13 protein-coding genes and 1 riboswitch are annotated in these 14,336 nt (G+C 46.9%); of the genes, 1 reads left to right on the top strand and 12 read right to left on the bottom strand.

Annotated elements, in window-relative coordinates:
• Position 1: 1 nt before the first annotated feature.
• The 12 genes from cysK to uxaC all read right to left on the bottom strand — a co-directional run bounded on the left by cysK (position 2) and on the right by uxaC (position 12,375).
• Positions 2 to 943 carry a cysteine synthase A gene (cysK, locus tag T538_RS0102070; RefSeq protein ID WP_031531841.1) on the bottom strand — a complete coding sequence of 314 codons (942 nt, stop codon included), beginning with the start codon at positions 941 to 943 and terminating at the stop codon, positions 2 to 4.
• Between the two features lie 618 nt (positions 944 to 1,561).
• Positions 1,562 to 2,986: a leucine-rich repeat domain-containing protein gene (locus tag T538_RS17520; RefSeq protein ID WP_051655817.1), complete on the bottom strand. Its 1,425-nt coding sequence runs from the start codon at positions 2,984 to 2,986 to the stop codon at positions 1,562 to 1,564.
• A gap of 102 nt (positions 2,987 to 3,088) precedes the next feature.
• Positions 3,089 to 4,771, bottom strand: coding sequence for a beta-ketoacyl synthase N-terminal-like domain-containing protein (locus tag T538_RS0102055; protein ID WP_031531839.1), 1,683 nt, complete (start codon positions 4,769 to 4,771; stop codon positions 3,089 to 3,091).
• A complete protein-coding gene (locus tag T538_RS0102050) occupies positions 4,764 to 5,189 on the bottom strand; it encodes an acyl-CoA thioesterase (RefSeq protein ID WP_031531838.1) in 426 nt (141 codons plus the stop codon). The genes T538_RS0102055 and T538_RS0102050 overlap by 8 nt, the downstream gene beginning before the upstream one ends.
• Positions 5,186 to 5,638 (bottom strand): pseudouridylate synthase, encoded by a 453-nt coding sequence (locus T538_RS0102045; protein WP_031531837.1) that lies wholly within the window; start codon positions 5,636 to 5,638, stop codon positions 5,186 to 5,188. Before T538_RS0102045 ends, T538_RS0102050 begins: the two co-directional genes overlap by 4 nt.
• Entirely contained in the window at positions 5,638 to 6,516 is an 879-nt protein-coding gene (locus T538_RS0102040; RefSeq protein WP_231497053.1) for an LpxL/LpxP family acyltransferase, read from the bottom strand. Before T538_RS0102040 ends, T538_RS0102045 begins: the two co-directional genes overlap by 1 nt.
• A gap of 13 nt (positions 6,517 to 6,529) precedes the next feature.
• The gene (locus T538_RS0102035) at positions 6,530 to 6,775 is read right to left on the bottom strand and encodes an acyl carrier protein (protein ID WP_031531835.1); all 246 of its coding nucleotides are present in this window, start codon (positions 6,773 to 6,775) and stop codon (positions 6,530 to 6,532) included.
• A gap of 19 nt (positions 6,776 to 6,794) precedes the next feature.
• Positions 6,795 to 7,898 (bottom strand): FlxJ family methyltransferase, encoded by a 1,104-nt coding sequence (locus tag T538_RS0102030; RefSeq protein WP_031531834.1) that lies wholly within the window; start codon positions 7,896 to 7,898, stop codon positions 6,795 to 6,797.
• A gap of 25 nt (positions 7,899 to 7,923) precedes the next feature.
• On the bottom strand, positions 7,924 to 8,484 hold the full coding sequence (locus tag T538_RS0102025; protein WP_031531833.1) for a hypothetical protein: 561 nt from the start codon (positions 8,482 to 8,484) through the stop codon (positions 7,924 to 7,926).
• A 42-nt stretch (positions 8,485 to 8,526) separates the two neighbouring features.
• On the bottom strand, positions 8,527 to 9,747 hold the full coding sequence (locus T538_RS0102020; protein ID WP_031531832.1) for a beta-ketoacyl-[acyl-carrier-protein] synthase family protein: 1,221 nt from the start codon (positions 9,745 to 9,747) through the stop codon (positions 8,527 to 8,529).
• A gap of 62 nt (positions 9,748 to 9,809) precedes the next feature.
• Positions 9,810 to 10,541, bottom strand: coding sequence for a flexirubin biosynthesis SDR family reductase FlxB (fabG, locus tag T538_RS0102015; RefSeq protein WP_031531831.1), 732 nt, complete (start codon positions 10,539 to 10,541; stop codon positions 9,810 to 9,812).
• A gap of 415 nt (positions 10,542 to 10,956) precedes the next feature.
• Entirely contained in the window at positions 10,957 to 12,375 is a 1,419-nt protein-coding gene (gene uxaC, locus T538_RS0102010) for a glucuronate isomerase (protein ID WP_031531830.1), read from the bottom strand.
• Between the two features lie 183 nt (positions 12,376 to 12,558).
• Between uxaC and T538_RS0102005 the strand changes: the two genes are divergently transcribed.
• Positions 12,559 to 14,043, top strand: a complete 1,485-nt coding sequence (locus T538_RS0102005) for a tagaturonate reductase (RefSeq protein ID WP_231497052.1) — start codon at positions 12,559 to 12,561, stop codon at positions 14,041 to 14,043.
• A 191-nt stretch (positions 14,044 to 14,234) separates the two neighbouring features.
• A riboswitch (TPP riboswitch) is annotated at positions 14,235 to 14,331 on the top strand.
• Positions 14,332 to 14,336 lie beyond the last annotated feature (5 nt).

The following is a 14,336-nucleotide window of genomic DNA, read 5'->3' as shown; positions in this document are numbered from 1 at the left end:
GTTATTCATTCTCGAAGTTATACAATTTGGTACTCAGATAGCGTTCGCCAGTATCTGGCAGCAAAACAACGATGTTTTTGCCCTCGTTCTCGGGACGACGAGCCAACTTGATGGCGGCAGCAGCGGCAGCACCGCTCGAGATGCCAGTCAGTACACCGTCTTTTGTTGCCAGCAGACGCGCCACGGCAAAAGCCTCATCGTCTTTTATGCGCAGAATCTCGTCGTAAATGCCAGAATCGAGCACCTTAGGACGGAATCCCGCTCCGATGCCCTGAATCTTATGAGGTCCGGGCTTCTCGCCGCTTAGCACCGACGAGGTGTAAGGTTCAACTCCAACAACCTTTACGCTGCTGTTATATGCTTTCAGAACCTGCCCCACTCCTGTTATCGTGCCGCCTGTGCCTATACCTGCAACAAAGATGTCTACCTTTCCGTCGGTGTCGCGCCAAATCTCCTCGGCGGTGGTGCGGCGGTGAACCTCGGGGTTAGCCAGATTCTCAAACTGCTGCGGAATGTAGGCGTTGCCAATCTCCTCCTTCAGCTCCTGCGCCTTGCGTATTGCTCCTGCCATTCCCTCGTAAGATGGTGTGAGAACAATCTGCGCACCAAGCGACTTCAGCAGCGTGCGACGCTCAACCGACATCGAATCGGGCATCGTGAGGATGAGGCGATAGCCACGGATGGCGGCAATGAATGCCAGACCAATTCCCGTATTGCCGCTCGTAGGTTCTATGATGACGGTGTCGGGGTTAAGCTGTCCGTTGCGTTCGGCCTGTTCAATGAGGGCCTTTGCCGTGCGGTCCTTCACACTTCGTGCTGGATTAAAGTATTCCAACTTGGCAATAATCCGGGCATTTAGTTTCAGCTCGCGCTCGGTCCCCGCCAACTCAACCAGCGGCGTATTGCCTATTAACTCAATCAAACTATGTGCTATCTGTGCCATATTATTTTGGTTTTATTTTTGTTTGTAGAATGTTTTCAAAGATATCCCAAAGCCACGATGCCGATTCCGCCATAAGTGCCATTCTATGGTTAAAAAACTGACTCCGCATCAGTTCGTGGTAATGATTATTTATGTTTGCAAAATTACGGCATTTAGAAATATCTTCCAAAAGAATTTATTTATTCAGAAAATATCGCCAAAACTATATATTATTATCAGAAAAACAATACTCAGACAAATAATCTTTTGGTTGTCTGACAGAAAAAATATCTACGACTTGACGACAGTAAAAAATTGACAATACACAAGTTCGGCATAAGCAATTCTACAACACATATGCAAAGCAATGAATCGTTATGCAGAAAGAACCGAAAAAAACGACTTCAAGATAGAGGCAAAGTACGGGGTAGCTACGGGGTAGCAACGGGGAAGGTACGTTCAAGGTACGTGGAAGCAAGCCGGAAGATACGAGAAAGGGAGTCAGACATAAGCCATCAACTGTAACGATATTTTTGAATCTAAGCTGAACTGACATAGGCAAATCTTCATTTTATTACAAGACACAAAAAAGACCGCACTCAATCAAAGTGCGGTCTTTATCACTAAAAAATCCGTTTCTCAATTCAAAGTAAGTTTTACACTCTTCTGTCCAATTTTAACAATTACAACCGAACCTGCCTGAAGATTTGTTTTTATTACGGCAGAACCATTCTTAATGGTTGTTGCGCCAATCAACTGTCCGCTAACAGAATATACAGAAACGCTCTCGCCATCACGACAGCCGGAAACTGTTATCGCACCACCATAAGCCTTAATGTCGCAGTTGCTTGATGTGGCGTCAATTCGGGTTGTTCCACCCTCAATAGGCAGAATTGTGCCAAATTTACCCCAATATTCATCAGCCTTGTATTTATCGACTGATGATGCCGGCACGTGGAGCGTTGCTGCACTAAGGTCGACACTCAAAAAAGGACTCACAACAAAATCTTCTACATACGCAACAGGTACATTCTCGGCATAACAATAAACGTCTTTTAGTTTTTTACACCCAGTGAATGCGTAAACGACCCTTGTTACAGTGCCTGGAATAACCACAGATGTCAAATCTTCACATTCATAAAAAGCTGAAGGTAAAATTTCAGTAACACCATTTGGAATGTTTACCGAAACCAAGCCACTGCCTTGGAAAATTGCATCAATTACAGTTACGCCAGTTGGAATGTCGATAGAAGTCAAGCTTTCACAACCAACAAAAGCCCATATCTCAATTTTAGACACACTATTCGGAAGAGTTACAGACTTTAAGCCATGGCAACCTTGAAAAAGACTCGCCTTTATTACTTCAACACCATCAGGAATAACTACAGAAGTCAGACTAACGCAACCAGCAAAAGCACTTTCTCCAATATCAGTAACACTATTTGGTATAGTAATAGAAGATAAATTCTTGCAACTGTAGAAAGCATTACTATTTATTTTTCTCAAACCATTTGGCAGAGTTATGGAAGCCAAATTTTCGCAATATCTGAAAGTCCCACTATCTATACATTTAACATTCTCTGGAATGACAACCGAAGTAAGGCTTTTACAATCTTCAAAAGCATTTCCATAAATTTGCGTCAAACTGTTTGGAAGAGTTACAGATGCCAGACTGCTACAGCCATAGAACGCGCTATTTTCGATAATTGTCACCCCTTCAGGAATTACGACAGATGTCAAGCTACCGCAACCATAGAAAGAACAAAAGCCAATACCAGTAACGCTATTTGGAATACTAACCGAAGTCAATTCACTACAGCCTATGAATGCATACTGTCCAATGTAAGTAACGCTATACTCCGTGCCGTCGTACAAAACAGCCTTAGGAATTGTAACATCGCCAGAATAGTCCGAAACAATTTCTGTTTCAGTATTTTTCAGACATGTAACTTCTGCTGTTTTTTCTTTTGTGTTAAGATTGTAATAAATGCCATCAATCTTGGCATCGTAGGCACTTGCCAACATTGGTGTCAACGCAAAAATAGCTAATAAGATTTTTTTCATATTATATATAGATTACATTCATTTGCAAAAATATTAAAAAAATCACAAAAAACAAATGTTTTTTAGTTTTTGAACATTGACATTTTCTTGCAGATGCAGACATCAAACCGATGCTACATACAATCCCAAATCGGCACAGAAACAGTCGTCGCTCTCGCAATCAACCCAGCCAACTATGGCGGTACGCATCTCGGCATCGGCAAATGACGATTGCACGATGCGGCGCATCTGCTCTTCGTTCTTCTCGGCAAGGATGTAGAGCGATGTCTCGCCGCGATAGCCATGGCGAATGGCAATCTCGCCCGTCATGATGTTAGGCAGAGTATAGACGAAAACCGACGGACTTGGAAAGAAATCGTCGGCATTGCTGATAGACTGCTGATAAGCCTTGTCCGACGCCACAGACGACGAACGGTTGAAAAGGATAACGGCTCTGCCCTCGTCCTCGTCGGCTTTGGCAGAGGCGAGCAATAGTTCGGAAGCCACGAATGCCAACTTGCTGAGCGCGTCCATTTTGTAGAATTTCGGATAGTCTGAGATATGATTTTTATAAAGTTCGGTAAGGAGTTCCTTGCCTCTTGATTCTGTTTTCAGCGCACTGCCGTCAACCACAACGCCCTCTTCTGAAATCTGCACCGAGCAGCGTTTTCTAATGGTCTTTTCAGCCGCCAAGCGAGGCTTGCAGTCTTCAGTTCTCCTGACGAGCATTGCCGCGTTGCATCCGCCAAAACCCGAAAGAATCTTCAGCATACCGCCTTTGTTTGTCTTCTGTTCTTCGGCAGAGATGCTGACTTTTCCGCTCACGCCAAGTTCGGAGAAACCGCGCGACGGAAGCACGATGCCATCGTCGAGAGCACGAAGCGTGAGGATTGTCTCGAGCACGCCGGCCGCACCCATCGTATGGCCATAATAGCCTTTCAGAGCAGACAGCGGAATGTCCGACAAGCCCATACGCTCAACCGCCTTCGACTCCATCTGGTCGTTAAACATCGTTGCCGTTCCGTGAACTCCAACGACAGCCACGTTTCCGGCATCGCCGAGAACATAATTCATTGCACGGAACGCCCCCTCGCCCTTCGGCGACGGAGCACTTATATGATGTGCATCGTTGCGCACACAAGCGTCTTCGATACTCCATTTTCCAGTTTTCGCCGTACTTAGAACGATGGTTGCCGCAGCCTCGCCAAGGTTCAATCCCATGCGCTCAATGTCGAACGGACGGCACTGCTCGGGCGAAACGGCCTTCAATGACTGAAAGCCAGACACGATGAAGGCGCTCTGACAGTCGGCTCCGCACACCACGGCATTGTCGTACTCGCCGGCACTAAGCAGGCGGAATGCCAGAGTCTGCGCCGAAAGTCCTGAGATGCATGCGTTGCACACTACAATCGGCTCGGTGGTGAAGCCGAGTTTATTGGCTATCAGTCGGGCAGAAGAAGCAGGCATAATGCGCTCCGAATCGCAATCCGCAGAGCCGAGAAGTTCGACATTCGCCTTCGTGGTGCTCAGAATGAATATCGACTTCGGACTCGAAACATCAATATCAACACTACTGATGGCACGCGATGCCGAAGCAAAGGCTATAGACTCAAACCGCGTCAGTCCGTCAATATGGAGCTGGCGGTTCTGTTCTTCCGTAAAGAGAGAAGCAACGAACGGCTCGGGCAGATTCCACTTGCCGCTATACAACTTAAGAGCAGACTCTCCTGCCCTTACACTGCTATAATTCTGTTCGGTTGTGAAGCCCAACGGAGAAACGATATTGTCTGCCAGAATGCTAACCATGCTGAATCCCCCACTGTTTTTTCCATTCGACGAAGAAACCAGGATTGTCCCACATCAGATTGTAGTTCATATCCATGAAGACCTGAACGCTGTGGGCGGTGGCGAACACCGTACCTGTCTCAGCATCAACAATTTCGTAGTCGAACACAATCTTTGCCGCCTCGGTTGGACGGTAGACAATCCGCACCACGGGAGTCATTCCGTAGAGAATAGGACGCTTGTATTTTATGTCGAGCTCAACGATGGGCGCGAAAACCTTCTCGTCCATATATCGTTTGTACGACAGACCGTACTTTGCGCCGAAAGCCTCGCGCGCATCCTCAAAATACAGCGGATATGAGCCGTGCCACACCACGTTCATGACATCGACTTCGCTAAACCTTATCTCAATCTTCTTTTCAGCAACAAGTTCCATCATTCAGATTCTTTTACGGCAATTTTCATCTGGGCAGAAGCCACTTCCGCACCGTTGTTCAAAACCACGGCATCAACGAGAGTCATTCCGAAGACGCTGTCAATCACGGAGATAGTTGTCGTGATTGTATCACCGACCTTCGGCAAATCCTTAACTTTCAGGTCGCGGATTGCTCCGATGAAGCCAAGTTGAATGCCCTTCTTCAGAATATATTTGTTTACATAGCCGATGCGAGCCGCACACGTCTGGGCAATATTCTCCACAATGCCCGGAGTGGTAAAAACGCCGTCTTCGACAAACAGATTATCTGCCGAAACGACGGTCTCGGTAACGGTTGTCTGCATGTCGAAGCGCACAAGGCTCGAAATCATTACGAAAGGCTCTTGCTGCGGCAGAAGTTCGTGAATATCGATGCCGCGCAGAAACTCCTCGGTAGGCTGTTCTGTATTCATCAGTTCCAAAAATCAAAAAAATTATACCACTGCGTAGGATACATCCGCAACATACGCTCAAGTTCGGCAACGTATGCCTTCGAAACCTGCGCAATCTTGTCCTTGCGCGATGCCTCGGTGTCGTAGTCCAACGGAGTTACATATACTTTGTATCGGTTGTGCTTCCGCTTCATTACATTAACGGCAAGAACCGGCGTATTGCGCAGAGTTGCCACGCAGAATGCTCCGTAAGGAAAACAGGCTTCGGCTCCAAGGAAATGAGCCGTTACCGATTTTGCCGAACCGTGAATTCGGTCGGCCGGCATACTAACAATCTCGCCGTTCTGCAAGGCAAAGTCGATGGCAAAAAGATGGCTCATGTCTGGCAGGATTGGAATCATGCGGATGTTGGTGTCAGCAAACATCTTATCGCGGTTTTCCATCACCGTCTGCTTCTCGCCTGCAAAGACCAAGGCGTTGAACACCTTCGTCTCTGCCACCAGAGTGTAGCCTGCAATCTCGTAGTTTCCGATGTGCGAACTAAGCAGCACAAAGCCTTCGGGCTTGGCAGCAAGGCTCAGAAAATTGTCGTATCCTTCGAGTTCAATCTCGAACTTTTTACCGGCATACATGGCAAATTTGTCTATCACCACCTGACCGAAAAGACAGTGATTGATGTACGTGCTCCATGCCGCTTTCAGTCTGCCAAAGCCCATGCGGCGGCGGAAATACCAGTAAGCCGTCTTTCGGCTGCGGTTAAGCACAAGGCACACGGGCACAACAAAAACGGCTGAAAAAAGATAGAGAATGCGCACGTCTACATATCTCAGCATAACAATGAGATGGCGCAACATCCATCCGTTGCCATAGGTTGTTCCTGCCCATTCTCTATCAGCCATAAATCACTACGGATTAAGCGTTTACCTTACTTTCAATATAGTCGCAGAACTGTGCCAAAGTGGTTACGCCAACCATCTCTTCGGGTTTAATCTTGAAGCCGAAGTTTCTCTCAACGATAACCACAATGTCAACAAAGTCAAGGCTGTCGATGCCAAGATCATCCTTCAATGTTGCCTCTGGAGCGATTTTCTCCTCATCAATCTCAAGTTCATCAATCATGAAAGCCTTTACTTTCTCTTCAATTTCGGTTCTTGTCATAATTTACAAAAGTTATTTATTATTTTAGTTTACAAACAATTATGCTGTGTCCTTGTCCCAGATTGTCGTGAATCTCCTCCACGCCCAATCCAGCCTCATCAATCAGTCTGATGAAGTCGTCGGAATGATACATCTTGCTGTTTCCGTTGGCGAGCGCAGTAAAGTAGAGGCTCGTCATCGTAAGGCAGAAGGCAGCCGGCTCAAACCGCTGTCTGTCCCACAGCGTCTCCATGATGAAGAGGCGTGTGTGAGCATCCATCGCGTTCTTTGCGCGCTTCAGGATGCTTACAATCTGATCTTCCGAGAAGCAGTCGAGGAACTGCGACATCCACACGGCATCGAGTCCGCCTTCGCGTTTTGGGAAGAGGCTGTTTTCGTCGAGCAGGTTGATGCCATATCCGCTGATGCGCTCAGCACCTTGCTTGCCTTCGATGTTGCTCTTCATCAGCCCTATCTGCTGCGGAAGGTCGAGCACCGTTATCTGAGCATCTGCCGAGTGAGAAACGCACTGCAAAGCCCATTTTCCAGTGTTGCCGCCAACATCGTAGAGCGAGCGGACGCCGTACTTTCCGAACACAATCTGCAATGCCTCAGGGAACGATGAGTCGCTGTAGAAATGGTCGAATCCGAACCAGCTTTTCTGCACCTGCTCAGGCAGGCTCGACAAGCCCTCGTAGATTGTAGGCCATGCGCCGAAGTGCTTCAGACCTTCTGGCTTGCCGTTCTGGAGCGATTCCTCGAGCTTGAACCAGCCTTCGTAGTTCACATCGTGGTTAAAGTCGATGTTCACTCTCGTTGCAGGGTCGTTCAGCAAGAACCATCCGGTTTTCGATATTGTGTATCGGTTTGTCTCGTCATCAATCAAGACCGTGCCGATGCAAAGCGAAGCCTCGAGAAGGCATTTCACCGCATACTTAGACAGACCAGTCTTTTCAACCACCTCGTCCTCGGTCAGACCGTTGTCGCTGTTTCTGATGTGTTCCAAGATGCCGAACTTAATCATCAGTCGCGATGCCTGAAACACAACAGGTCCCCAAGCGATGAACTCAGCCAGACGCTGAGCGTCTCTTGCCGAGAACTGTTCAGAAGTATATTTCTTCTTTAATGAAGGAGATAAATTCATTATTATGAATGGGGATAATTACAAATTACTTTGCCTTCTTGATAAGTTTAACAACCCACTCTCCAAGCTCCTCGTATGTATTTCTGCGACGACGCTCATTGCCATAGCCACAGCCCGGAACGCCATCAACATCAAGAACCGCTATTTTTTCTGTGCTGCCATTCTTAGTAAACTCCATAGTGCCATCAAGGTGTGCATCACCTGCGCCAAAGCCTACCAAAACAGAAGCAGCGGTGCTACCATAGTGAAAATCCTTAACCTTGATAGTGATAACATACTGAGCCTCAGCCTTGTTTGTTGTCACTTTAACAAATTTACTTTCATTTACGGTCTTGGCAAATTCTGCCTCAGCCTCGGCAAGTTCTCCCGGATATGCCTGCTCCCAGTCTGAGCCCTTTTCTTTCAGGAACTCGGCAACAGGCTTTCCTTCCAAAGTAGAGCCTGTGTAATCCCATACAACAAATACCTTTGAGCTGCCAGCAGCCTTAATCTCAGAAAGTGAGCCACTCTTGTATCTCACATCATCCTTTGCACACATTGTTACTGTAGAGAACAATGCAACCATCAAAAACAAAAGTTTCTTCATAGTCTTTGTAATTTAATTTATTTGTATTTAACTTGGTAATTTCTATACTTTCTTTATAACCAGAGCCGAGTTTGTTCCGCCAAAGCCGAATGAATTGCTCAGAACGGTGTTAACCTCGGTCTCGACAGTCTTGTCGGCAAGATTCAGCGGCTCTGAATATTCGTCTCTGTTTTCGAGATTTATGTTTGGAGCCACAAAGTTGTTCTGCATCATAAGGGTTGAATATACAATCTCGCTCGCGCCTGCCATCCAACATTCGTGGCCAGTCATGCCCTTTGTCGAACTGATGAGGGCGTGCTTGCCGTTGAACAGACGGTTCAGGGCGATAGCCTCGTACATGTCTCCCAGATGCGTGCTTGTTGCGTGGGCGTTAATATAGTCGACGTCGTCGGCAGAGATGCCTGCATCGTTCATGGCGCGCTGCATGGCAATAACGCAGCCTTCGTCGCTCGGCTGACTGATTACAGCTGTTCCGTTAGACGAGAATCCGTAGCCCGAAACCTCGGCAAGGATTGTAGCTCCGCGAGCCACGGCATGTTCGTATTCCTCCAGAACGAGAGCCGCTGCTCCGCCGCTTGGAATGAGTCCGTCGCGGTCGCGGTCGAACGGACGCGATGCCTTCGTAGGCTCGTCCATGCGCTTAGAGAATGCTCCGAGGGCATCGAACGATGCCATTGAGTAGAAATTTATTTCCTGCGCTCCGCCGCACAGAATCATGTCCTGCAAGCCCTGCTTTATAAGCATGTAGCCAATACCGATGGAATGGCTTCCGCTGGCGCACGCTGCACTTATCGAGAAGTTCACGCCCTTCAGGTGGAACACGGTGCTCATGTTCATGTTAACCGTCGAGTTCATTGCCTGAAAGATGAAGTTCTGCCCCAGCAGTTCGGTGTCGCGCTTCTCGTCCATAATCTTCGAAGCCTCGATAACAGGCTTTGCCGACGAGTCGTTGCCGAAGATACAGCCGACCTCGTTGTTTAGCAGATACTCATCGCTGATGTTAGCCATTTCGAAGGCTTCCTTGCTTGCCATGAAGGCGAATTCCGCCTCTTCGGAGAATCCGCGGCGCAAACGGCGGTCAATCACGCCCTTGAGCTGCGGAAGTTTGACAATGCCGGTCAGGCCCGACTGATATCCGTAGTCGAGTCGTTCAGGCTCAAGGCCGATGCCCGATTTGCCTTCGTAAAGGCTCTGTCTCACTTCCTCTACATTATATCCAAGGCACGACCATATTCCCATGCCTGTAATAACTACTCTTCTCATTTACTTTATTTTATCTGCGCTTATTGCGATTCTTACGCAATCATCACTTTTCAATTCTCACATTAGGTATAAAGTCCGCCGTTTATCGAAATCACCTCGCCGGTGATGTAACTTGCCGCATCAGAAAGCAGGAAGGCAACAAGCTCGGCAACCTCTTCTGGCTTTCCGAAACGGTTCATCGGAACCATCTTCTTCAGTTCGTCAACAGGGAGTTCCTTGGTCATATCAGTCTCGATAAAACCCGGAGCCACAGCATTTACAGTAACGCCGCGCACCGCTACTTCCTGAGCAAGAGCCTTAGTGGCACCAATCAGAGCCGCCTTTGCCGCGCTGTAGTTTGTCTGGCCAGCCATTCCCTTAATGCCCGAAAGCGACGCCATGTTCACGATTTTTCCGCCGTGCTTGCGCATCATCATCTTTACGATAACACTCTGCGTTACATTGTAGAATCCAGTGAGAGTGGTGTCAACAACATCGTGCCAGTCCTTGTCGGGCATCATAAACAGCACGTTGTCGCGTCGCACACCCGCATTATTTACCAGATAGGCAATATAATCTTCGGGGTGTGCAGCCTCCCACGCATTCAGCGCAGCCTGAACTTCGTCCTTTACAGCAACATTAAACCTCATCAACTCTGCGTTTCCGCCGTTCTTAACAATGTCATCCAAAGTCTGCTGTGCAGCCTCCTCGTTATTCTGATAGTTGATTATTACAGGAATATTCATGCTCGCAATCTTCAGGGCGATGGCTCTGCCCAATCCTCGCGAAGCACCTGTAACAAGCGCATATTTCATACTTCTTTCGTTTTGTTTTAATCCAATATACCTGCCGCCGGCAAACACCGTTTCGGGGCAAGTCAATAAGCCGTTGCAAAATTAGACAAAAAAAATGACTTCTGCCGCAGTAATCATAAAAATATGATGGAGAGAACTTGAAAGTTGAAAATTTAAAATTAACAATGTTCAATGAAATTGGACAAGCAAAGAGTTGAAAACTGAAAAATCACAGCAAGGTAGATTCAACACAAAAGCAAGATAGAGGAAAGATACGGAGAAGGTTCGGGCTGGCAAGCCGCACCAAAACCAGCAAAAAGTCCGTTTTTTCCTTATCAAGGATAATGAATATTATTGAATCCAAGCCGAACCGACATAAAAAAAAGCGTACACTCGCGCGAGCGTACGCCTTAACCTAATATACTATTGCCAACTATTAGAAGTTGAAATAATTCTTAGCGTTGTTGTAGCAGATATCCTCTACCATCTGATTCATGCGCTCAGCCTCGTAGCCAACGTATGGAATCTCGCCGTTCTCGATATCGTTGCCGATAAGGTTACAAAGAATACGACGGAAGTACTCATGACGTGGGTAAGAAAGGAATGAGCGTGAGTCGGTAAGCATACCAACGAAGCGTGACAGAAGACCGAGAACAGAAAGAGCGTTCATCTGCTTCTGCATACCGTCCTTCTGATCGAGGAACCACCATCCTGAACCCCACTGAATCTTGCCCGGAACAGAACCGTCCTGGAAGTTACCAAGCATTGTTGCAAGAACCTCGTTAGCACATGGGTTAAGGTTGTAAAGGATAGTCTTTGCAAGTTTACCCTCCATGTTAAGGCGGTTAAGGAACTTAGAGCACTTCTTGGCTGTGTTGAACTCGCCGATTGAGTCGAAGCCTGTATCAGGACCAAGTTGCTTGAACATCTTTGTATTGTTGTTACGGATAGCACCGTAGTGGAACTGCTGTGTCCAGCCAGCCTCAGCATCCTGAACAGCGAAGATATACATCATCGCGCTCTTGAACTTGAGGTTCTCCTCCTCTGTAAGCTGTGCACCGCCATATACCTTATTAAATATTGCGCTGATTTCAGCATCTGTATAATCCTCAGCATAGAATTCCTCGATACCGTGGTCAGAAAGTTTACATCCCATAGATGCGAAGAAGTCGTGACGCTTCTGAAGAGCATCGACAAAGTCGTTGAAGTTAGAGATTGTCATGCCAGCCATCTCAGCCAACTTGTCAACGTATGCCTTGAACTCAGCAGGAACCTCAACAGCCATAGCCTTATCAGGACGCCATGCAGGAATCATGCGAGTCTTGCAAGTTGGGTCGGCAGCAACAATCTTGTGCCACTCAAGAGTGTCAACAGGATCGTCGGTAGTACAAACAGTCTCTACATTATAGTGAGCCATCAAGCCGCGTGGAGTAAACTTAGGGTCGTTCTTGATGAGGTCGTTACACTTGTCGTAGATTGCCTTAGCGTTAGTAGGATTCAAAGTTTCGTTGATTCCGAAAGCAGTCTTCAACTCGAGGTGAGTCCAGTGATAAAGAGGGTTGCGGAATGTGTAAGGAACAGTCTCTGCCCACTTTTCAAACTTCTCCCAGTCGGTAGTATCCTTGCCTGTGCAGAAACGCTCATCAACACCGTTAGAGCGCATTGCTCTCCACTTGTAGTGGTCGCCCATAAGCCAAATCTGTGCGATAGACTCAAAACGCTTGTTCTCTGCAACCATCTGTGGAATAAGGTGACAGTGGTAATCAATGATAGGCATCTTTGCAGCATGCTCGTGATACAACTTCTGCGCAGTTTCAGTCTGCAACAAGAAGTTTTCGTCCATAAACTGTTTCATTATTTTTATATATTTTTTTGATTAAAATGTCGTTAAATGTTAAACAGCACCAAATTCGTCGTTTTTTAGTGTTATCGCACACAAAAGTATAAAATAAATTTGGTATTACAAAATTTATTCGTACTTTTGTGGTGTTTATCAGAAACATTTAAGAAATTTATTAACAAAAAAACAGATATTATTATGTTGCAGGCATTAAACAAAAGAACAGCGCCAAAATCGTGCGCGCCTGAAAGAATCATTCAGTTTGGTGAGGGTAACTTCCTTCGTGCTTTTGTAGATTGGATTATCTACAATATGAATCAGAAGACAAACTTCAACAGTAGCGTAGTAGTTGTGCAGCCTATCGAGAAAGGTATGGTTGAGTGGCTTAACGGTCAGGACTGTATGTATCACGTTAATCTTCAGGGTCTTGACGAGGGCAAGGCAGTAAATAGCCTTACTCGTATCGACGTAATCAGCCGCGCTCTTAACCCATACTCACAGAACGCAGCATTCATGGCTCTTGCAGACCAGCCAGAAATCCGCTTCGTTATCTCTAACACAACTGAGGCTGGTATCACTTTCGATGCTAACTGCAAGTTCTCAGATGCTCCTGCATCATCATATCCGGGCAAGCTTACACAGCTTCTCTACCGTCGTTTCAAGACATTCAACGGCGATCCTAAGAAGGGTCTCATCATCATGCCTTGCGAGCTTATCTTCCTTAACGGTCACCACCTGAAGGAGTGCATCGAGCAGTACATCGAGCTTTGGAAGGCTGACTTCGGTGCTGACTACGCAGCATTCAAGGAGTGGTTCGAGAAGTACAACTATGTATGCGCTACATTGGTTGACCGTATCGTTCCGGGCTTCCCACGCAACGAAATCAAGGACATTCAGGAGAAGATTGGCTATGCCGACAACTTGGTTGTTCAGGCTGAAATCTTCCACTTGTGGGTTATCGAGAAGGCTAGCAACATGACTTGCGACGAGCTTCGTGCTGAGTTCCCAGCAGAGAAGGCAGGTCTTCACGTTCTTATTGCCGAGAGCGAGGCTCCTTACCACGCTCGTAAGGTTACATTGCTCAACGGCCCTCACACAGTTCTCTCTCCTGTTACTTACCTCAGCGGCGTAAACATCGTACGCGATGCTTGCAACCACCCTGTTCTTGGCAAGTACATCGAGAAGGTTCAGTTTGGCGAGTTGATGGAGACTCTCGACCTTCCAAAGGACGAGCTTCAGAAGTTTGCAGCCGATGTTGTTGAGCGTTTCAAGAACCCATACGTTGACCATCAGGTTACTTCTATCATGCTTAACTCATTCCCTAAGTTCGAGACTCGCGACCTTCCAGGCCTTAAGATTTATCTTGAGCGCAAGGGCGAGCTTCCAAAGGGCTTGGTATTCGGTTTGGCAGCAATCATCACTTACTACAAGGGTGGCGTTCGCGAGGACGGTGCTCCTATCCAGCCAAACGATGCACAGGAGATTATGGATCTTCTTACTCAACTTTGGGCTACAGGCGACACTCAGAAGGTTGCAGAGGGCGTTCTTGGCGCAACAGACGTTATTTGGAAGGAGAGCAAGCAGAACCTCAACGAGGTTCCTGGTCTTACTGCTCTTGTTAAAGAGTACCTCGACCTTATCCAGTCAAAGGGTATGCTTGAGGCTGTCAAGACAATTCTGTAATAGAATCACATTTGACCATATTTTTCAAAAAGGGGGATTCCAGAAAATGGAATCCTCTTTTTTTGTACAAGCCATCAGAAAAAGCCGGATAACAGAATTCCTGCGATGTAATTCCACAACTAGAAAAAAATAATCGGAACAGTTTTTGTTTTTTGATTGGCAGAAAATTTGTACTTTTGCATCGTTTTTAACAGATTATCAAGGGGTGCTAACCGTTTGTTGGCTGAGATGATACCCTCGAACCTGAATCGGATAATGCCGACGTAGGTATGGATAGGTTGTTTTTCGGACAC

This window comes from Bacteroides sp. Ga6A2 (assembly GCF_000702225.1).
In the GTDB taxonomy this organism is placed as follows: Bacteria; Bacteroidota; Bacteroidia; order Bacteroidales; family Bacteroidaceae; genus Ga6A1.
This window is presented reverse-complemented; position numbering and strand designations above follow the sequence as displayed.

Excerpts from the sequence above, each read along its gene's own strand:
- T538_RS0102005 (WP_231497052.1), top strand. The coding sequence starts at position 12,559 with ATGTTGCAGGCATTAAACAAAAGAACAGCGCCAAAATCGTGCGCGCCT.
- T538_RS0102055 (WP_031531839.1), bottom strand. The coding sequence starts at position 4,771 with ATGGTTAGCATTCTGGCAGACAATATCGTTTCTCCGTTGGGCTTCACA.
- T538_RS0102040 (WP_231497053.1), bottom strand. The coding sequence starts at position 6,516 with ATGGCTGATAGAGAATGGGCAGGAACAACCTATGGCAACGGATGGATG.
- T538_RS0102045 (WP_031531837.1), bottom strand. The coding sequence starts at position 5,638 with ATGAATACAGAACAGCCTACCGAGGAGTTTCTGCGCGGCATCGATATT.
- fabG (WP_031531831.1), bottom strand. The coding sequence starts at position 10,541 with ATGAAATATGCGCTTGTTACAGGTGCTTCGCGAGGATTGGGCAGAGCC.
- T538_RS0102035 (WP_031531835.1), bottom strand. The coding sequence starts at position 6,775 with ATGACAAGAACCGAAATTGAAGAGAAAGTAAAGGCTTTCATGATTGAT.
- uxaC (WP_031531830.1), bottom strand. The coding sequence starts at position 12,375 with ATGAAACAGTTTATGGACGAAAACTTCTTGTTGCAGACTGAAACTGCG.
- T538_RS0102020 (WP_031531832.1), bottom strand. The coding sequence starts at position 9,747 with ATGAGAAGAGTAGTTATTACAGGCATGGGAATATGGTCGTGCCTTGGA.
- cysK (WP_031531841.1), bottom strand. The coding sequence starts at position 943 with ATGGCACAGATAGCACATAGTTTGATTGAGTTAATAGGCAATACGCCG.
- T538_RS17520 (WP_051655817.1), bottom strand. The coding sequence starts at position 2,986 with ATGAAAAAAATCTTATTAGCTATTTTTGCGTTGACACCAATGTTGGCA.
- T538_RS0102025 (WP_031531833.1), bottom strand. The coding sequence starts at position 8,484 with ATGAAGAAACTTTTGTTTTTGATGGTTGCATTGTTCTCTACAGTAACA.
- T538_RS0102050 (WP_031531838.1), bottom strand. The coding sequence starts at position 5,189 with ATGATGGAACTTGTTGCTGAAAAGAAGATTGAGATAAGGTTTAGCGAA.
- T538_RS0102030 (WP_031531834.1), bottom strand. The coding sequence starts at position 7,898 with ATGAATTTATCTCCTTCATTAAAGAAGAAATATACTTCTGAACAGTTC.